General features: G+C 42.4%; 15 protein-coding genes. 9 read left to right on the top strand and 6 right to left on the bottom strand.

Features of this window, described 5'->3' with window-relative positions:
• Positions 1-312: 312 nt before the first annotated feature.
• Positions 313-966, bottom strand: a complete 654-nt coding sequence (locus tag BLS28_RS13810; RefSeq protein ID WP_143020758.1) for a hypothetical protein — start codon at positions 964-966, stop codon at positions 313-315.
• A 79-nt stretch (positions 967-1,045) separates the two neighbouring features.
• Here BLS28_RS13810 and BLS28_RS13805 point away from each other — a divergent pair, with 79 nt between their 5' ends.
• The 6 genes from BLS28_RS13805 (at position 1,046) to BLS28_RS13780 (ending at position 11,744) form a co-directional block, all read left to right on the top strand.
• The gene (locus BLS28_RS13805; protein WP_176844458.1) at positions 1,046-2,059 is read left to right on the top strand and encodes a threonine aldolase family protein; all 1,014 of its coding nucleotides are present in this window, start codon (positions 1,046-1,048) and stop codon (positions 2,057-2,059) included.
• A 207-nt stretch (positions 2,060-2,266) separates the two neighbouring features.
• The gene (locus BLS28_RS13800; protein WP_091167958.1) at positions 2,267-2,869 is read left to right on the top strand and encodes an RNA polymerase sigma factor; all 603 of its coding nucleotides are present in this window, start codon (positions 2,267-2,269) and stop codon (positions 2,867-2,869) included.
• 93 nt (positions 2,870-2,962) lie between these two features.
• On the top strand, positions 2,963-4,156 hold the full coding sequence (locus BLS28_RS13795) for a FecR family protein (protein ID WP_091167955.1): 1,194 nt from the start codon (positions 2,963-2,965) through the stop codon (positions 4,154-4,156).
• Positions 4,157-4,429: 273 nt separating this feature from the next.
• Positions 4,430-7,831 (top strand): TonB-dependent receptor, encoded by a 3,402-nt coding sequence (locus BLS28_RS13790; RefSeq protein ID WP_091167952.1) that lies wholly within the window; start codon positions 4,430-4,432, stop codon positions 7,829-7,831.
• A gap of 25 nt (positions 7,832-7,856) precedes the next feature.
• Positions 7,857-9,359 (top strand): RagB/SusD family nutrient uptake outer membrane protein, encoded by a 1,503-nt coding sequence (locus BLS28_RS13785; RefSeq protein WP_091167949.1) that lies wholly within the window; start codon positions 7,857-7,859, stop codon positions 9,357-9,359.
• 102 nt (positions 9,360-9,461) lie between these two features.
• Entirely contained in the window at positions 9,462-11,744 is a 2,283-nt protein-coding gene (locus BLS28_RS13780; protein ID WP_091168309.1) for a GH92 family glycosyl hydrolase, read from the top strand.
• Positions 11,745-11,935: 191 nt separating this feature from the next.
• On the opposite strand, the gene BLS28_RS13775 is transcribed toward BLS28_RS13780, so the two are convergent.
• Entirely contained in the window at positions 11,936-12,550 is a 615-nt protein-coding gene (locus BLS28_RS13775; RefSeq protein WP_091167946.1) for a trimeric intracellular cation channel family protein, read from the bottom strand.
• Positions 12,551-12,605: 55 nt separating this feature from the next.
• Positions 12,606-13,841 carry a dicarboxylate/amino acid:cation symporter gene (locus BLS28_RS13770; RefSeq protein WP_091167944.1) on the bottom strand — a complete coding sequence of 412 codons (1,236 nt, stop codon included), beginning with the start codon at positions 13,839-13,841 and terminating at the stop codon, positions 12,606-12,608.
• Positions 13,842-14,010: 169 nt separating this feature from the next.
• Here BLS28_RS13770 and BLS28_RS13765 point away from each other — a divergent pair, with 169 nt between their 5' ends.
• The 3 genes from BLS28_RS13765 to BLS28_RS13755 all read left to right on the top strand — a co-directional run bounded on the left by BLS28_RS13765 (position 14,011) and on the right by BLS28_RS13755 (position 16,324).
• Positions 14,011-14,586, top strand: coding sequence for an HD domain-containing protein (locus BLS28_RS13765; protein WP_091167942.1), 576 nt, complete (start codon positions 14,011-14,013; stop codon positions 14,584-14,586).
• A gap of 12 nt (positions 14,587-14,598) precedes the next feature.
• Positions 14,599-15,477, top strand: coding sequence for a YitT family protein (locus tag BLS28_RS13760; RefSeq protein WP_091167940.1), 879 nt, complete (start codon positions 14,599-14,601; stop codon positions 15,475-15,477).
• Between the two features lie 208 nt (positions 15,478-15,685).
• A complete protein-coding gene (locus tag BLS28_RS13755) occupies positions 15,686-16,324 on the top strand; it encodes a hypothetical protein (RefSeq protein WP_143020757.1) in 639 nt (212 codons plus the stop codon).
• A 122-nt stretch (positions 16,325-16,446) separates the two neighbouring features.
• On the opposite strand, the gene BLS28_RS13750 is transcribed toward BLS28_RS13755, so the two are convergent.
• The 3 genes from BLS28_RS13750 to BLS28_RS13740 all read right to left on the bottom strand — a co-directional run bounded on the left by BLS28_RS13750 (position 16,447) and on the right by BLS28_RS13740 (position 19,321).
• A complete protein-coding gene (locus BLS28_RS13750) occupies positions 16,447-17,490 on the bottom strand; it encodes an adenylate/guanylate cyclase domain-containing protein (RefSeq protein WP_176844457.1) in 1,044 nt (347 codons plus the stop codon).
• Entirely contained in the window at positions 17,490-17,867 is a 378-nt protein-coding gene (locus tag BLS28_RS13745) for a response regulator (protein ID WP_091167932.1), read from the bottom strand. Before BLS28_RS13745 ends, BLS28_RS13750 begins: the two co-directional genes overlap by 1 nt.
• Positions 17,868-17,929: 62 nt before the next feature.
• Complete coding sequence (locus tag BLS28_RS13740) at positions 17,930-19,321, bottom strand: sensor histidine kinase (RefSeq protein WP_091167929.1); 1,392 nt, start codon at positions 19,319-19,321, stop codon at positions 17,930-17,932.
• Between the last annotated feature and the right edge of the window lie 117 nt (positions 19,322-19,438).

Below are 19,438 nucleotides of genomic sequence, written 5' to 3'. Positions count from 1 at the left end.
CTGTTTTTATTAGTGAATTAAAATGTAATGAGTAGCCGTTGATGTCGATATAAATTAATTAAAAGTTATTTATTTGGTGAATTACTATAGTTTAATAACTTTTAATTATGCTAAATGGTTTTTAATTTATTGACATTTGTGGTTAAACACGTGATGTTCAGGGGAGAAAAAAGAGTGGGAGGTAGCAGATTTGAGACGCAAGATTTGAGAATAAGCGTTTGGGGAAAAGTAAATTATGCGTCCCTATAAACAGAAACGACCACCCGGATGTATCAGGTAGTCATCTATCCGTTTGCCGCTTGATAAAGAGATTTATTGCCGGGCTTTTTGCAATTCGTCAAATTTTGCAATGAGCTTATCGATACTCTTAAGATTGTATTTATGCTCATGGATCTGATCAACAAGGTCGGGTTCATCTCCCATGATATCGCTCATAATATCTTCAAAATTTTCATCGGTGAGGCGTTTCATACCTGCAGTGGTTTCACCATAATAATAGGTTGTTTTTGAACTTCCGCCCCGGCCACCGCCGCCGCCAAGGTTAATGCCGATGCCGCCGCCAATTCCGCCGCCGTAACCACCGCTTCCGTAGCCTGCTGATATCCCCGGTGTAATACCAAAGCCACTGCCTCCCCCGCCTTTACCTCCCTTAGCCATAAATAGCTTCACCGGCTCATCAAGCACTACTTTTACAAAGTCGGTTTCTTCTTTGGTCCACGATTCGTTTGCCGGAGCATGCGCCACAACAAAGCTGTCCTGACCAATAACATACGATCTTAAATCGCTGGCGCTTAATTTATATGGATTAGTTTTTTCGTTTTCCTTAAACTCAATGAAACCTTCACCTTTTATTGGCCCTTTTCCTGAAGGATTAGCGCGGATCAGCCCGGTTTCGCGGTTGCCCTTTACATCAGTAAAGCTACCCTGTTGCCATTTTTGCGATTTTGCTGATACAAAACACAGCATGAAAAATAAAATGATTAAAATTGAGCGCATAACGAGTTCTGAATTCTGATACAAAGAACGCAAATTTTAACTTTTTAATATGATCACTGTTGATTTCCGAAGCGATACCGTAACCAAACCAACGCCCGGCATGCTCGAAGCCATGTGGAGCGCCAAAGTAGGGGATGACGTTTTTGGCGAAGACGAAACTATAAATGCCCTTGAAGCTAAAGCTGCCGCTATGTTTGGTATGGAGGCGGCTATCTTTTGCCCATCGGGCACTATGACCAACCAGATAGCGATTAAATGTTTTACTCAACCGCTTGATGAGCTCATTGCCGATCAAACCGCGCATGTTTACAGGTACGAGGGCGGGGGCATTGCTTTTAATTCGGCAGTATCAACCCGATTGTTGAATGGTTACCGGGGCATCCTTACATCCGAAATGATAGAGCCGGAGATCAATGCTGAAAACATCCATTACCCGCATACCAGTTTGGTGGTGCTCGAAAATACAGTTAACAAGGGTGGTGGTAGTTGTTATACGCTTGAACATATCAAGCCCATTGCCGATTTGTGCCGCGAGAAAGGTTTAAAGCTTCACCTTGATGGTGCCCGGATCTTTAACGCACTTACGCATACCGGTGACGCTGCGGTTGAGTATGGCAGATATTTTAATGGAATTTCGGTTTGCCTGTCAAAAGGATTGGGTGCACCTGTAGGCTCTGTCTTATTAGCCGACAAAGAAACTATTAAATATGCCCGTCGTATCCGCAAGGTATTGGGTGGCGGTATGCGCCAGGCGGGGTTTTTAGCTGCCGCTGGGATCTACGCGCTTGACCATCATGTTGAACGCCTGAAGATAGACCATGCCCATGCACGGATTCTGGGTGAGGAACTGGGCCGATTGCCATGGGTAAGCAATGTAATTCCGGTTGAAACCAATATTGTTTTATTTGATACGGTTGAACCGGCTGCTGCGGTGCTTGCCAAACTTGCAGACAAAGGCATCAGGGCAAGCGATACAGGTAAAAACCGGATCCGCTTTGTAACTCATTTAGATGTACATGCCGAACAGGTGGAATATACAATAGGGGTATTAAAGGGGTTGTAAATTTAGATGGCTTGCCAACACCATTGTACTGATTGACATTTATTTAATACATACATAATAGTTAAAAAACTTTGAGAATGTGACCGTTTTATATTTTTTCAAACATTTTTAATTTCTTTACAGTTATACGTTGGTTTCATCGATATAATTATTAATGCTGCAAATACTGCGAATTTTATAATATTTGCGGCAACCATACATTAGCCTATGTTTGAATTTACTCAATCAAATGAGAAGGAACTGCTTTTGCAAGTGGCTCAGGGTAATGAGTTTGCTTTTCGTCAATTGTTTTCTGTTTATCACCAGCGTTTAGGCGTTCATATCTTGCGTATAACCCATTCTGCTGAACTGGCTGAAGAGGTTGTACAGGATGTGTTTATGAAGATCTGGATGACCCGCGAAACGCTTACGGGGGTTGATAATTTCAAAGCTTACCTGTTTGTAATTTCAAAAAACCATGCTTTAAATTGTTTGCGAAAAGTTGCCCGCGAGCAGATGCAGCTTAAAAAGTTGGAAGAAACCCGCATTGTGCCTTTTAATGCCGAAGTTCAGGAAACAGATCATTATTATAATTTGATTGATGAGGCCATTGATCAGTTGCCGCCTCAGCAGCAAAAAGTTTACCTTATGAGCAGGCATAACCGCTTAAAGTATCATGAGATTGCCGATGAGCTCGAGCTATCCCGCGAAACCGTCAAGAAATACCTTCAAATTGCCACCTCATCCATAAAGGATTATGTGCATGAACATATGGAGGCGATAGCGTTAGTAATGGCGCTGATTCATTTTTTTATTTTTTTCAAAAAGTAATACCCCCTTTTTTAATCTCACAGGTGTCATGTATATGAGATCTGCCCCAACTCACTGTAGCCAATTATACAGTTATACTGAAAAACATTTACTATGAGCGAACTTTACGCCCGGCTTGATTATTTGTTTAATACTTATTATAATGGCACTGCTACGCCAGCCGAGCGCGATGAATTATTTGAGATCATCAACTCATCGGCAACCGATGCGGAGCTTGCATCGCTCATACATCATGCCTGGGATAAGCTTGACGATCATGGGCCGCTTTTTGACCGCTCAAAGAGCGAGGATATGCTCATGCAGATTTTAAGGACTAATCCCGAACAATCTGTTGCTGCACCGGTAAAGAATAATAATCTCCCGTGGAGAAGGTTAGGGGTCGCCGCTTCATTTTTATTACTTGTTGGGTTCGGCGCTTACATTTATAGCTATCAAAAAAAGCAGGTTATTGCAAAAAAAAATATTGCCAAAATTCATCCTAAAAATGATGCTTTGCCCGGTGGTAACAAAGCAATTTTAACATTGGCCAATGGCAAAACTATTACGCTTGACAGTGCGCAAAACGGCCTGCTGGCGCAACAGGGTACTACCAAAATCAATAAAACCCGCAACGGTCAGCTGGTTTACGAAACCGGTACTAATGTTGATGCTCCGGTAATAAATACTGTTTCAACTCCGCGTGGCGGTCAATACCAGTTAGTTTTGCCGGATGGGAGCAAGGTTTGTTTAAATTCGGCATCATCATTAAGCTTTCCAACCAGGTTTACGGGCAAAACGCGTGAGGTCACCATCACCGGCGAAGCTTACTTTGAGGTTGCCAAAAATCCGCAGATGCCTTTCAGGGTTAAATCCGATAACACTACAGTTGAGGTTTTAGGTACGCATTTCAATATCATGGCCTATAATGACGAGGCCGAAATGAAAACCACTTTATTAGAAGGATCAGTAAAAATAAGTAACGGCACTGCAATCGGCATTTTAAAACCCGGACAGCAGGCTGTACTCAATAAAGCGGGCAAGTTAAAGGTACTTAACGATGTTGATGTAGATGATGAGATAGCCTGGAAAGACGGCATCTTTCAATTTAGGGATGCGGGGATAGATGCCATTATGAGGCAGGCTGCCCGTTGGTATGATGTTAAGGTAGCCTACGAAGGCAAAATACCACAGCGCGAATTTACAGGCCGAATCTCCCGAAATGTAAAAGCATCCGAATTAATGAGCATGCTTGGCTATGCCGGGGTAAAATTTAAAATTGAAGATAAGCGCATTACCATACAACAATAGCATAATTATTATACCTACTATATTAAGCAACCAATTGTTAACAATTTAAACAACCCTATGATGGAAGAAATACCTGAGATAAGTTAGCCACGGTACAGGAGCCTCATTGGTAAAACGGTTTATCATGCGTTTAAACATGCATGTAATCTCAAAAGTTACCATAAAAAAAAACCGGGAAGTATTCGCAGTACTTTCCCGGCATAAACATCTGGGCCCCAAAAAAGTACAATCGATGAATTGAAAGTTAATGTTTAACCCAAACTCTACAAACTTATGAATTTTAATTCTAAGGCTACGCCTTTGGCATGGCCTCAATTACGCAAATTTATATTGGCCATGAAGCTAACTGCCTTTATTATAATTGCGGCCCTTACCAATGTGAGCGCCAAAAGTTATAGCCAGATAGTTACTTTGCACCAAAAAAACACTACCGTTGAAAAAGTACTCCGCTCCATTGAAAAACAAACAGGCTATCATTTCATGTATGATAAGCAGGATGTATCAAAGGCCGGAGCAATCAACATTGAAGTTGCAAACGTAACTATAGAGAGTGCGCTTGATCAATGCTTTAAAGATCAGCCGCTTACCTACAAAATTTTTGATCAGACCATTGTTGTTAAAAAGAAGGATGAGCCTGTTGTATCCCAGGTAGCTGTTGCCCCAATTAAAGTAACGGGTACGGTAAGCGATGCCAAAGGCCCTATCCCTGGTGTTACTGTTAAGGTTAAAGGTACCAATGTTGGTGTACAAACTGATATTAATGGTAAATATACCGTCAACGCGCCAGATGCCAACGGAACACTGGTGTTTACATTTATAGGATATACAACCCAAAATGTGCCTATTGGAGGCAGGAGCCAGATTGATGTTGTATTGGCAGAAGAACCAAAAGCATTGAGCGAGGTAGTTGTGGTTGGTTACGGTACCGCAAAAAAGGTCGACCTTACCGGTTCGGTAGGCAGCGTAGGTGCAAAACAATTGCAGGAGCGCCCGCAAACCAATCTTGAGCAGGAATTGTCTGGTAAAATTGCCGGCGTAAACGTATCAAGTAACTCAGGTGCACCCGGCGGTGCAACCAAGATCCGTATCCGTGGTTACAGCTCTATCAATACCAATACCGATCCGTTATATGTTGTGGATGGCGTGGTTTGGACAGAGGGTGGTAACGCCATTAACCCCAATGACATTGAAACTATCGACGTACTGAAAGACGCATCATCAACCGCTATTTATGGTACACGCGGTGCAAACGGCGTAATTTTGGTTACCACTAAAAGAGGTAAAAAAGGCGGTACTATTTCGTACGATGCCTATATGGCCGTAAATCATATGTTTAAGGAGATACCTGTTCTTAACTCAAAACAGTTTATGCAGATTGAGGACGTTTCTTATGCTAATATCAAAAAATATGACCCTACCGGCTGGGCTGCGGGCGACTATACCAACCGTAACCCTGTAACGCAAAGAACAGCACTTATCGGTAAACTGTTCGATCAAAATTTAAATCCATTATATGACGTTGACTGGCAAAAGGCTACAACCCGTACTTCGGTAAGCCAAAACCACAACGTTGCGTTCACCGGCGGCGCCGAAAATATAAACTATGGTTTATTCCTGAACTATGCCGATGATGAAGGTATTATCCTTAACAGCTATCTGAAACGTTATAATGTGCGTTTAACGGTTGATAACCAGATAAAACCATGGGTAAAGGTTGGTGCTACATTAAACTACAACTACCAGGATGGCCGTAACCAGGATCAGGGTACAGGCGGCAACAACATTCCGCGTATGTTGATTGAGATGGTGCCTTTTATTCCTGTTAGATACCCTGACGGAACCTATGGTAAACGTACTGATTATCCTAACCTTGAAGGCGGTGATAACCCGGTAGCACAAGCTAACGAAATTCAATCTCTTACCCGCAACCGTATCTTCAGCGGTAATGGTTATTTAAATTTAAACCTGTTGCCAGGTCTTGAATTTCGCAGCGTTTTGGGAGTAACTACATCTGCTAATTATAACCCGGCTTCTCAAAGCGGGCTTGTTGGCGGCCCTGTTGCAGGACAAAGCTATAGCTCGGCCTCGATAGAGGAGTTTAACAGGACGTTTTGGCAATGGCAAAACTATTTCACCTACAACAAAACCTTTAACAAGGTACATACTATAAACCTTGTTGCAGGTGCCGAACGTCAAAACTATCAGCAACTTCGTTTAAAAGGATCAACGGGTACATTGTCTGACGATTTTTATGAGTATTATAACTTATCTGCCGGTATTGTACCCAATAAACCAGAGTCTGATTATGATGCATGGCAAATGCAGTCGTTTTTTGCCAGATTGAACTATAACTACAACGAGAAATACCTGTTAACTTTAACGGGGCGTGAAGACGGCTCCTCACGCTTTGGTACCAACAAAAAGTACGGCTTTTTTCCTTCTGCGGCGTTTGCATGGCGCGTATCTCAGGAAGATTTCTTAAAGGATAATAAAACTATATCAGATCTGAAATTGAGACTGAGCTACGGGTTAACCGGTAACTCCGAAATTGGTGAATATCGTTCACTCGCAAATATTAATACAGTTGGCTACGCCTTTGGTGGCAACAGTGCGGTAGGTACTACGCAAACCTCGATAGGTAATGAGGATCTGCAGTGGGAAAAAACCGCGGAGTATGATTTAGGCTTTTCATTAGGCTTGTTTAATAATCGTTTAAACATTGAAGCAGATGCTTATCTGAAAAAGACAAAAGCATTGCTTTTAAATGCACCACTGCCAGAAACAAGCGGTTTTCAAACCGTATATAAAAATATAGGTAAGCTGCAAAACAAAGGTCTTGAGTTCACGATCAATGCTACTCCTATAAAAACGCAGGATTTCACCTGGAATTCTACATTTAATATTTCTTTCCTAAAAAACAAAATCTTGCAGTTAGGTGCATCTAATGATGATATCTTCCTTGCTCCAACCTTCCTTTCGCAATTTAACCTGATGCGGGTCGGTCTTCCGGCCGGTAGTTTTTATGGTTACAAAGTGCTTGGAACCTGGGGAACTGCTGAGGCGACCGAAGCTGCTAAATATGGCTTGTTACCAGGCGACCTAAAGATACAGGATACCAATGGCGATGGCAAAGTTAGCGCTGACGATAAAGTGGTATTAGGTAAATCAATACCTGATGGTTATGGTACTTTCAGCAACAACTTCCGCTACAAAAACGTTGACCTGGGTGTTGATCTGCAATTTAATTACGGTAATCAGATCATGAACCTTACCCGCCACTCGGGCCAGGACCGCACTGGTCAGGCAAACAGCTACGCTACCGTACTTAACGCCTGGACACCGACTAACCAAAATACCAGCATTGCCGAAAGTAGGCCCGCTTATGTGCGTTATCAAACCGAAATTTATTCAACCAAAGTTGAAAGCGGTAATTTTATTCGCGGCAGGGCAGTAACACTTGGTTATACTTTTAACGACAATATTCTTAAAAAGTTAAAGTTAAGCCGTTTAAGGGTTTATGCGCAGGCACAAAACCTGTTCCTGATAACCAAATACACGGGTTATGATCCAGAGGTATCAACATACAATGCCTCAAGCAACTTCACCCAGGGTATCCAGTTTTATGATTATCCAAAACCACGTACTTTCCTGTTAGGTGTTAATGTTAGTCTTTAATTAAAAAATGTTAAAACATCATATTATGAAATTTAACTTTAAAAAATACCGGGTAGGTGGTCTGTTACTTATCCTTGCTGCTGCTACAGGCAGTGGTTGCAAAAAATATCTTGATGAAAAAAATAAGAGCAACTTTGTTAAGGATAATTATTTTGTCAGCTCAAACCAGGCTTTAACCTTTGTAAACGGTTTGTACAACGTAATGTATTTTTTTCAAAACGGAGATGCTTATGGTGAAAGCCCTTTTATTACATTGGAGTTGTTTGCCGGTCATGCCACTTCGTTAGGACAGAGCGTAAACAATGGTAATGTGATCCATCAGCGTACCGATGCAGTTAATCCTGGTTTTGAAACAGTGTGGTACAACTGCTACAAGGGTATCGCCAATGCAAATCTTGCCATTGAAAAGATCCCTGGTATATCACCAATGGATGATGGATTAAAAAAGAAACTGATAGGTGAAGCTTACTTTTTCAGGGCATTTTATTACTACCACCTGGTGCGTTTATATGGCGATGTTCCGCTGATTACCGCGTCGCAAACAGTGAGCAGCCCTGATCTGTATCCTTCACGTACACCTGTGGCCGATGTTTATAAACAAATCATCAGCGATTTACAGGCAGCCGAAGCATCAGGCATGCCGAATACTGATGCAAGCGGTCGCGTTTCGTTGGGGGCTGTTAAAACTTTATTGGCCAGCGTTTACTTGACAACAGCAGGCTTCCCGCTAAAACAAACTGAAAACTATGCCAAGGCAGCATCAGAAATTGAGCCTGTTTTAGGTTGGTACTCTCTGTTTTCTGATTATGCATTCCTGCATGATAATGCGCACAAAAATCAGCAGGAATTAATATTCCAGATCAATTACCTGGTGGGTACTCAAACTAATGCCATTCCTCAGTTAACTATTCCGTTTAACCTGTTGGTTGGTGCATATGGAGACCACCTTGGCGCTATGATCCCTACCAATCAGTTTGTGGCAAGTTACGAGGCGGGCGACCTGCGTACACAGGAACGCCAGTTTTATTTCTCAAGCTATCCTCAATATGGTAACCCAGGCAACATCATCCAGTTTGGCGAACATGCACTTTATAAATATTTCCATGTTGAAAGTGCTGCTCAAAGCGGTCGAAGTGATGAGAACTGGACTTTATTGCGTTTGCCCGAAGCTCAGTTGATCTATGCCGAAGCAACTAATGAGGTAAGCGGGCCAACTGCTGAAGCTTATGCCGCTGTTAATGCTATCCGTGCACGCGCTAAACTTGCGCCATTGAGTAATTTAACCAAAGATACCTTCCGCCAGGCAATCTGGAGAGAACGCTACCATGAGCTTGCTTATGAAAATAAGGCATACTTTGATATGCAGCGTACCCATATGGCCTACTTGCCGCAATCAAACACCTTTGCCGATCCTACCGCTTCGCAAACAGAGCAGGGTGTAACCTTTAAAACTCAATATTACCTGTGGCCGATACCACAGCGTGAAATCAGCACTAACAGTAAATTAACCCAAAATCCGGGTTGGTAATTGTATAATGCAAATAATACACTTAAAAGACTGGCTATATCAAGCCAGTCTTTTATATTTACGGCTGGTAAAACGTTTCATCAAAAATCAAATATTAAAACAATGAAAAAAGCCCTGGTACTTATCGCATCAGTGTTGTTGGCATCCGGTACTTTTGCTCAGCAGGTAAATAAGGTTACCGATCCTGTTGAATACATCAATCCGTTGATGGGTACCGACTCGCACTACGACCTTTCAAATGGTAACACTTATCCCGCTATTGCCCTTCCCTGGGGGATGAATTTCTGGACACCGCAAACCGGTGTTATGGGCGACGGATGGGCGTATACTTACGATGCGCACAAGATCCGCGGTTTTAAACAAACCCACCAGCCATCACCGTGGATGAACGACTACGGACAGTTTGCCATTATGCCGGTTACCAAACATGCAGTAGTAGGCCAAAATAAAAGGGCAAGCTGGTTCTCGCACAAAGCTGAAACCGCTAAGCCATACTATTACAGCGTTTACCTGGCCGATCATGATGTGACTACCGAAATTACTCCAACTGAGCGTTCGGCACAGTTCAGGTTTACTTATCCTAAAACTGATAGCTCCTTTATCGTTATTGACGCACTGAACAAAGGCTCATACGTAAAGATCATGCCCGATCAAAAGAAGATTGTAGGCTATTCAACCAAATATGCGCGCGGCCCGCTTAAAAACTTTAAAAACTATTTTGTTATTTATGTGGATAAGCCAATCACCTATGCACATACTTTCAGCGATACTACGCAAACTGATGGCCTGGAGCTAAAAGCTGAACATGCAAGCGCTCTGATAGGTTTTAAAACTACGCAAGGCGAAAAGGTTCATTTGCGCGTAGCTTCATCATTCATCAGCATTGAACAGGCCGAGTTGAACCTGGAGCGTGAGCAGGGTAAAGACAGCTTTGATGTAACTTGTCAAAAGGCAAAAGCTGTTTGGAACAAAACCCTAAACCACCTGCAGGTTGAAGGCGGCTCTGTTGATCAGATGCGTACCTTTTACTCATGCTTTTACCGCATGGTATTTTTCCCGAACAAATTGTATGAGATAGATAAGGACAACAAGATTGTACACTATAGCGCATCAACAGGTAAAGTATTCCCGGGTTATAAATTTGCCGGTACCGGCTTTTGGGATACCTTCCGGGCGCTATATCCCTTCCTGAACCTGGTTTATCCATCCATCAATAAAGAAATGCAGGAAGGCCTCATCAATGATTATAAAGAAGGTGGCTGGTTGCCTGAGTGGTCGAGCCCGGGTTATTCGGCGGTGATGATCGGTAATAATTCGGCTTCGGTAGTTTCTGAAACTTATTTAAAAGGTTTACGCGGGTATGATATCAGTACTTTGTGGGAAGCTTTGGTGCACGGCGCAAATAATGCCGGTCCGCAGGCTACCGGCAGAGAGGGAGTGGAGTACTATAATAAATTAGGCTATGTGCCTTATGATGTTAAGATTAATGAAAACGCAGCCCGTACTTTAGAGTATGCATATGATGATTTTGCGATTTATAAATTAGGCAAGGCACTGGGCAAACCCGAATCAGAGATTGGCATTTATAAAAAACGTGCCATGAACTATAAAAACCTGTTCGATCCGGAAACAAAACTGATGCGTGGTAAAAACCAGGATGGTACTTTTGAAAAACCATTCAGTCCGTTTAAATGGGGTGATGCGTTTACCGAAGGTAACAGCTGGCATTACAGTTGGAGCGTTTTCCAGGATATGCAGGGCCTGATTGATTTAATGGGCGGACGTCAGAAATTTATTACCAAGCTGGATTCGGTATTTAGCATGCCACCGGTGTTTGACGATAGCTATTACGGCGAAACCATTCATGAGATCCGAGAAATGCAGATCATGAATATGGGGCAATACGCCCACGGCAACCAGCCTATTCAACATATGATTTACTTGTACAATTATGCAGGTGAACCATGGAAAACCCAGTTCCATGTGCGTGATGCTATGGAGAAGTTATACAAAGCTACTCCGGATGGTTATTGTGGCGATGAGGACAATGGCCAAACATCGGCATGGTATGTGTTCTCGGCTATGGGCTTTTACCCGGTAACTCCGGCCAGTGATCAGTACGTTTTGGGTACACCACTGTTCAAGAAAATTACGCTAAACCTTGAGAATGGTAAAACCGTAGTGATTAACGCAGCTAACAACAGCCCTGCTAATAAATACATCAATATGTTAAACGTTAACGGTAAGCCATATGATTTAACCTGGTTAAGCCATTCGGAACTTAAAAAAGGAGCTGTGCTTAACTTTAATATGGCACCTAAGCCTAATAAAATAAGAGGTGTGAAGGTTAGTGATGTTCCGTATTCGTTGAGTACAGAGAAATAATAAACATTTCGTCATTACAATGACGTTTTTAGATTTAAAACAGGAAAGGCGAGGATTTACCTCGCCTTTCCTGTTAACGGCCACTGCCTAATTAGCGTGGGCTTTCGGCCCGTGGTGAACCATGGTTTCAGCTTTGGAGGTATAATTAATAACTAATCCGAAATCGAAAATCCCAATTCCGAAATCAAGAATTAATGCCATTCTTCACGATATACAAACTTGGGCATTTGCCAGTTGTACCTGATAGAGAGCAGGCGTAATGCGAGGCCAATAATACAAGCTATTACAATTGTCGCGCTATTGGGAGCACCCAAATGTTCGAGGCTTAAATAGCATGCCCCGGTAACTATTGATGCGCTGGCATAAACTTCTTTACGGAACAACAACGGTACCTCATTGCATAGCACATCGCGCAGCACGCCTCCCGCACAACCGGTTATCATACCGCTTAGCAAAATGATAAGCCAGGGCAGATCAATTTGTTCCGCTATCTGGCAGCCTATAATAGTAAATACTACCAATCCTAAAGCATCCAGGTAAAGAAACAGCGTTTTCATTTTGGTCATGAGGCGTGCGATGATGGCGGCCAATATTGCTGCCGCTGCGGTAATCACTAAATATTCGGGGTGTTCAACCCAGCTCATGGGGTAATGATTAAACAATATGTTGCGAACGGTGCCGCCGCCTAAAGCTGTAACCCAGGCTATGATACAAACACCAACCCAATCCATATCTCTTCGCCCGGCGGACAATGCGGCTGTCATTGCTTCCGCAATTATGGCTATAATGTAGAGAATGTGAAGCATACAGGTAGTGAAGGGTTTATTTATACGCCAATATAATAAACCTTTATTGAATATGCTATAGTTCTCCCTTAGCGGGGGGCGGTTTCATCCAGTCTTTTCCTTCCGTAAAACGGGCCACCAGCATGGCAGCAGCCGTATCGCCGGTTGCATTTAACAATGTGGCCATTGGGTCAACCAGTGTACCAATAATAATAGCCGGGGGGAGCGCTTCGGGCGGGAAACCATAGGCCGAAATAAAAAGTAGCTCGCCAATATAACCGCCGTTAGGAATGCCACCTTCAACCAGGCTCACTAAAACTGTCATAGCAAGGGCTATGATTATAGTTTCAGCGTTGTCAAAGCTTTTACCAAACAGCGCGAAAACTACAGCCATTTTTACTATTGACGAAATGCTTGAACCATCTTTGTGCAAAGTGCCACCAAGCGGAATGGTAATATTGGCAATAGCATCAGAGATTCCCATTTTTTTTGCGGCATCCAAATTTGCCGGGATGGTGGCGATGCTGCTGCACGTACCTACTGCTGTAGCTGATGGGATAATGTTGTTTTTCCAGTATCGCTTAACTGCACCAATGCCGCCGGCAATAAAGGCGTACATGCTAAATATCGCCAAATAATAAAACGCACCAACGCCGTAATATAAAGCCATAGAACGCGCGTAACCGCCAAACAACTGTGGACCGAACACACCAACCTGGTAAGCAAAATAAGCACCCAAACCAATTGGGCCAATCCTCATAATGAGGCTGAATATATTTTTGAACACCTCATTGCCGCTATGTAAAAAAGCTGCAAATGCTTTGCCTTTTTCGCCTGCATGCAGTGTAGCAAAGCCGGTGATCACGGCAAAAATGATCATGGCCAGCATGCTTTTGCGGGATAACAGCTGGTAAAACTCACTGGTAGTAAAAAGGCTTGTTAACTGATCGCCGAATGGTTTTTTGGTGATAGCTTCAGTTATGGGGCTGGCAACAAGGTGCTGATGGATAGGGAAGATCCAAATAGCTATAATGGTAACCATAGCAGCTACTAAAACAGTCGACACAAATACCAGAGAAGTAACGCCTAATAATTTGCCCAGTTTTTGCGAACTATCCAATGCTGCAATAGCCGATGCTATGGCAAAGAAAACCAGCGGCACAACGGCAGTGAACAACAGGTTTAGAAAAATATCACCAATAGGTTTAATCACTTCAACTTTATTCCCTAAAACTGCCCCGGCGATACTGCCAATAATAATGCCTGTTAGTAATAAGATAATGCCTTTATAGTTTTTAAACCAGCTGTTCATTGTGCTAAGATAATTGTTTAAGCTCTGTTTTATTGTAGAGACAATTGCCGCTTTAAATATTTATTTCGATCATGCAATGATGACCTGTACGAGGGAGACGCAATTATGCGTCCTTGTGTGTATTCGTATATTTCTTAAATTAATATATTAGCGCCATTATAAATACTGAATGCAGGTAGAACAAGCCGGGGGCTTTATCCTCGACAAAATAAAGAAAGAGCTCCCCAAACATTTTCATTACCATAATGCTGATCATGCGCTTGATGTTTATACTGCTGCAAAACAAATTGCGGCGGGTGAGGGGATAATCGGAGACGAATTGGAGCTATTACTTACGGCCGCTTACTATCATGATTCAGGTTTTTTGTTCGGGCAAGTCAATCATGAGGCTGGTTCATGCAAAAATGCGAGGCAACATCTGCCTGATTTTGGTTATACAAGTGATGAAATTGAGCAGGTTTGCGATATTATTATGGCAACCAAAATGCCGCAAAACCCTCACAATCATTTAGGCCAGATAATTTGTGATGCTGATTTAGATTATTTGGGCCGAAATGATTTTTTTATCCTTAGCAAAAGGTTATTTTCGGAACTCGTAATTACAGATCACCTTGAATCGGAATTGGAGTGGGACAGGCAGCAGGTGAAATTCCTGCAAAGCCATCATTACTTCACCCAAACGGCGCTCAGGCTCAGGGCTGAAGGTAAAAACGAGCATTTGAAAATTATCACAAAAAAAATTTAAATACTGCTATTAATGACACAACCGGGTTTGAAAATTGAAGAAATTTTAAAAGACGTAGTCACAGTAATTATCGGCATTTTATTTTGCGGTTTTGCACTTAAAGGCTTTTTAGTACCCAACAGCTTTTTTGATGGCGGGGTAACCGGTATCTCATTGCTAATTCATGAGCTTTATCATTTCAACATAGCCTATGTAATAATTATAGCCAACATCCCTTTTATTATTATGGGGATGTTCCAGGTTAATAAATCATTTGCGCTAAAAACGCTTGCCTGTGTAATTGGACTTGGCCTGTGCCTGCAGTTTATAGAGTACCCAGTTATAACCCAGGACAAGCTATTGGTGTCTATTTTTGGTGGCGTGTTTATGGGCCTGGGTGTGGGGTTATCGATAAGAGGAGGCTGCGCATTGGATGGTATCGAGATATTAGCTTTATACACATTAAAACGCAGCAGTTTTACCATCAGTGAGATTATTTTAGGTATTAATATTATCATCTTCCTGATAGCCGCAGTTGAGTTGGGTTTGCCTACGGCGTTGTACTCCATTTTAACCTATTATACGGCATCGCGCACCATCACTTTTGTTATTGATGGTTTGGAAGAATATACGGCGGTAAATATCATCTCTGGTCAAAGCGAAATAATTAAAGAACGGCTTGTGATGGAACTCGGTCGCGGGATCACCATTTACAAAGGTGAGCGTGGCTTTATGAAGGAGAGTTTTGACGTTCATCAACCGGTTGATATCATCTTCACTGTAGTAACCCGTTTGGAAGTTCGCAGATTAAAAAACCTGGTTCATAGTATTGACCCTAAGGCCTTTGTTTTTACAAACAGCATCAAAGAAGCCGCGGGCGGGGTGTTGAAGAAAAAGGTGAGAGATCATTAATTGGAAGTTCTAAGTCTTGGGTTCTAAGTCTTAAGTTTTTCTTAACTGTTGCTGCTGATGAGGGGGGCTGGCGCTCATTTGTAATGAGTACATAAGCAGGATTTGAATTTATAATGAACGGGCGATGCAATCGTAAAACCATTTTAAGTGGTCGTTGAAAAAAACAACAACAGCAAGGCACGTATCTTACAACAACCTAAACTGCAAAATGAAAGAGGAATATTGGTATTTTGGAGGCCTGGTACTTTTCTATTTCGGAAGATTGCTTTATCTGTATTACCAAAAAAGGTGCTACCGTAAGACGGGTGAAGAAATAGCCGACTACCGTTATGAAAGATACCTGGAGTTGAGAGATGAGATATTTGCGCTGAAATTCGAAGACTTAGGTATAGAGGCGCCCAATGAAGAAGAAACCGCTTTTGCTCTGATATTAGAAATGCATACTTATGCAGTACTACAGGCTGTTGTTGCATTCTCTGATGGCAAGGTTTGGGCGTTTAACACCGCCAATGCCCGCAAAAATGTTGGTGATAACAAGGCTGTGGATTTACGTTCTGCAGCTATTGAAGCTGTTGTGGCGGCCCAATATCATTTTGCGAGAATGAGAAGAAGGGATGCCGATACGCTTCTTCCGGGGCACATCAAATTGCATATAATAACCAATCAGGATATATACTCCGTCGGTGATAGGATCAATGAAATGTTACATGAATCATCGGAATGGGCAGAATTGATTACAAAAGCTTTTGCAGTGGCCGACGAATTGAATGACGCTGCTAACAGAAAGTCCTTGAAGCGAGTTTATACCAAAATTGCAGTGAAGCGTAGCAAACCTGCAAACTTTTAACGGTTATGCGTGCTTAATCCGGACCTGCGTTTGTAATCTATGGCAAAAATGATGGGTGAAGTTGGAAACTTCAATGATGCTACACCACGGGTTACACTAAACCCGCGGTAGCTATTTTTTAATTAATCAACAACCTCGTAAATCTCCACCGGTTTTAACTTGTTCTTGAGGCTTACCTCACCAATTTTATTGAGGGCGAAAGATCCTTTAGCCTGTTCATATACATCGGCACTAACGATGATCTGGTTGGCTTGTGCTACTGTTTGCAGGCGCTGAGCCAGGTTAACAGCATCGCCTATTACAGTATAATCCAATCGTTTTAAGGTGGCCGAACCGATATTACCCGAAATCATCTCACCCGAATTAATGCCAATTGAAACAGAAGGCTTAAAAGTTTTATCACCCGCCTGGATTTCATCGGCCTCGTGCATTTTATCGCGAACAGCGAGGGCTGCGTCAATAGCGCGGTCAAGGTGATATTCACCGCGGAAAACGGCCATTACGGCATCACCCATAAACTTATCAATATGACCGTTTTGGGCAATGATCTCCTGTACCATTACATCAAAGTACTTATTGATCATACCTACAACCGTATTGGCGGCAACATGCTCGGTTATGGCGGTAAAGCCGCAGATATCAATAAATAGCACAGTTGCCTCGATAGTTTCATTACTCAAAAGGCTGTTCTCAAACTCCTTATGGGTCATGAAGTTAAGTACATTTTCATCCACATACATCCGCAGGATATTGTTCTCCTTAATGGCCTGCATGGTTTTCTTAAGTTCGATAACGTGTTGTAAAGTTTTCTCAATAGTAATGTCAAGATCTTCGAAGTTTACCGGCTTACAAACAAAATCAAATGCGCCGCGGTTCATGGCCGTGCGGATATTATCCATATCGCTATATGCAGAAACCATCACTGCTTTTAATATAGGATTAGCATCGGGCAGTTTGGTAAGCAGGGTTAGTCCATCCATTTCAGGCATATTGATGTCGCTTAAAACTACATCAATATCGGGGTGGGAGGCCAGTTGAGTTAACGCTTCAAAACCATTTTGGGCAAATACAAATTCATACACACCTTCCCGTATCTTTTTCCTGAATTTTTGCCTGATCAGTAATTCCAGGTCCTGCTCGTCATCTACTACCAGTATCTTGGCCATTATTGTTCTAAGTGTTTAAGTTTGTCTTTTAAGTTGCTAAAATCAAGCGGCTTGGTTAAAAAGTCGTCGGCACCAAGCTCCATTGATTGTTTGTAGTTTTCGTCATCGCCATAAGCGGTGATCATCATTACCACCGGTGGTGGTTTTTCATAGTTGCGCCTTATGTTACGTAATAGCTCCAAACCACTCATGCCCGGCATATTAATGTCAGATAAGATCAGGATCACCTGCGAATGATGATCTTCTAAAAAATGAAGAGCCTCTTCTCCCGATAGTGCAAAGTTGAACTCTACTTCGCCGCTTTTAATCTCTTTTCTGAAACGTTGTAAAAACAAGGGTTGAACATCCGCCTCGTCATCAACAACAAGTATTTTCATAGTACTTCAAAGTTATATTTTTGTGTGGTGTTATTTTGATAAAACGCAAAAATTACCCGTGTTTAACTTTGGGCAACATTACCAACAGGTATGCAAATTACAAACCGTGCAAACTGGCCCTCGGCGGTTTCAACGTTCAGTTCGCCACCGTGCCCTTTGGTGATAATATCATAGCTCATGGAAAGACCAAGCCCGGTGCCCTGCCCGGTAGGCTTGGTGGTAAAAAAGGGCTGGTAAATTTTATCCAGCACTTTTTGCGGAATTCCAGTGCCATTATCTTCCACCGTAATTTGCACCATATTAGCACCCGATGGCGATTTTACCTTTTTGGTATTAACTGTTACGGTTGGTTCGTACCCTTCTCCCAAAATCCGTTTCTTTTCGGTTACCGAGTAAAACGAATTGTTAAACAGGTTAAGCAGTACGCGGCCCAAATCCTGCGGAATAGCTTCTATTTTACCCAGATCAGGATCAAAACTGGTTTTCATGCCTGCATTAAATGATTTATCCTTGGCACGCAGACCGTGATAGCTTAGTCGCAGGTATTCATCGGCAAGGGCGTTGATATCAGTGGGCTCCTTTTTACCAGTTGTAGCACGCGAATGCTGCAGCATGCCTTTTACGATGGCATCGGCACGTTTGCCATGCTGGTTTATTTTGCTCAGGTTTTGGGTAATGTCGTTAATAATATCGCCCGCATCTTCCTTCACATCGTCGGGCAGTTTGTCAAGTACTTCGTCCTTTAGTTCCTCAAGCAGTTCAATGCTTACCTCGCTAAAGTTGTTCACAAAGTTCAGCGGGTTTTGAATTTCATGTGCAATACCGGCAGTGAGTTCACCCAGTGAGGCCATTTTTTCCGATTGGATCAGCTGCGCCTGGGTGCTCTTAAGCTCGGACAGGGTCTGCTGTAATTCTTCTGTTTGGCGGGTAAGTTCGGCTGTGCGCTCACGAACTTCGCTTTCAAGGTTTACCTTCATAGCGGCCATCATGCGGTTTTGCTCCTGCTCGGCAAAGCGTTGTTTGCGCTCATTTTCAAGTGCTTTGGTTTGTTTGCGACTGATAAGCCAAAGCGAAAATGCCCAGATAAGCGAAAACATTACCAGGCTTTGTATCAGGTTATCGTGATTGTCGTAAAAATTAGGGAACCATTTTTCCAATAAGTCTTTTATTAAACCGGCAATTGCATAAGGAATCAATGCAAAAGCAAGTTGTTTGCCTGATTTCAGGTCTTCGATATAATAGGGTGATATGACAACCCCTAAGAAAAACAAATGGGAGAGTATCATAGTCAGCCTCTCGCCGTGGTCAAAACTTACACCAAACACAAATATGGCAATAGCAATATAATAGCCTATGTTAAGGTATTTGTTCCATTTGGTTAGCAGCCCGTCGTTCTTCAGGTGCCTCCTGAATTGGGTGATCACAAATACGGCAAGGAAAGGTTCTAAACTCATGAAGGTTGTTTTACTTCTTTTATAAATGCGAAGCCGAAATTTAACAATTTTATAGAGATTATTAAACTATGCCTGTAATTTATCAAAAGTAACAGCTTAAACAATTTATTTTGATTG

Source organism: Mucilaginibacter gossypii, from assembly GCF_900100945.1.
Lineage (GTDB): Bacteria > Bacteroidota > Bacteroidia > Sphingobacteriales > Sphingobacteriaceae > Mucilaginibacter > Mucilaginibacter gossypii.
Note: the sequence above shows the minus strand (reverse complement) of the source record. Positions and strands in the feature narration are given on the sequence as shown.

Coding starts and splice junctions, on each gene's coding strand:
- BLS28_RS13785 (WP_091167949.1), top strand. CDS start 7,857: ATGAAATTTAACTTTAAAAAATACCGGGTAGGTGGTCTGTTACTTATC.
- BLS28_RS13790 (WP_091167952.1), top strand. CDS start 4,430: ATGAATTTTAATTCTAAGGCTACGCCTTTGGCATGGCCTCAATTACGC.
- BLS28_RS13760 (WP_091167940.1), top strand. CDS start 14,599: ATGACACAACCGGGTTTGAAAATTGAAGAAATTTTAAAAGACGTAGTC.
- BLS28_RS13795 (WP_091167955.1), top strand. CDS start 2,963: ATGAGCGAACTTTACGCCCGGCTTGATTATTTGTTTAATACTTATTAT.
- BLS28_RS13770 (WP_091167944.1), bottom strand. CDS start 13,841: ATGAACAGCTGGTTTAAAAACTATAAAGGCATTATCTTATTACTAACA.
- BLS28_RS13765 (WP_091167942.1), top strand. CDS start 14,011: ATGCAGGTAGAACAAGCCGGGGGCTTTATCCTCGACAAAATAAAGAAA.
- BLS28_RS13805 (WP_176844458.1), top strand. CDS start 1,046: ATGATCACTGTTGATTTCCGAAGCGATACCGTAACCAAACCAACGCCC.
- BLS28_RS13745 (WP_091167932.1), bottom strand. CDS start 17,867: ATGAAAATACTTGTTGTTGATGACGAGGCGGATGTTCAACCCTTGTTT.
- BLS28_RS13755 (WP_143020757.1), top strand. CDS start 15,686: ATGAAAGAGGAATATTGGTATTTTGGAGGCCTGGTACTTTTCTATTTC.
- BLS28_RS13740 (WP_091167929.1), bottom strand. CDS start 19,321: ATGAGTTTAGAACCTTTCCTTGCCGTATTTGTGATCACCCAATTCAGG.
- BLS28_RS13775 (WP_091167946.1), bottom strand. CDS start 12,550: ATGCTTCACATTCTCTACATTATAGCCATAATTGCGGAAGCAATGACA.
- BLS28_RS13800 (WP_091167958.1), top strand. CDS start 2,267: ATGTTTGAATTTACTCAATCAAATGAGAAGGAACTGCTTTTGCAAGTG.
- BLS28_RS13810 (WP_143020758.1), bottom strand. CDS start 966: ATGCTGTGTTTTGTATCAGCAAAATCGCAAAAATGGCAACAGGGTAGC.
- BLS28_RS13750 (WP_176844457.1), bottom strand. CDS start 17,490: ATGGCCAAGATACTGGTAGTAGATGACGAGCAGGACCTGGAATTACTG.
- BLS28_RS13780 (WP_091168309.1), top strand. CDS start 9,462: ATGAAAAAAGCCCTGGTACTTATCGCATCAGTGTTGTTGGCATCCGGT.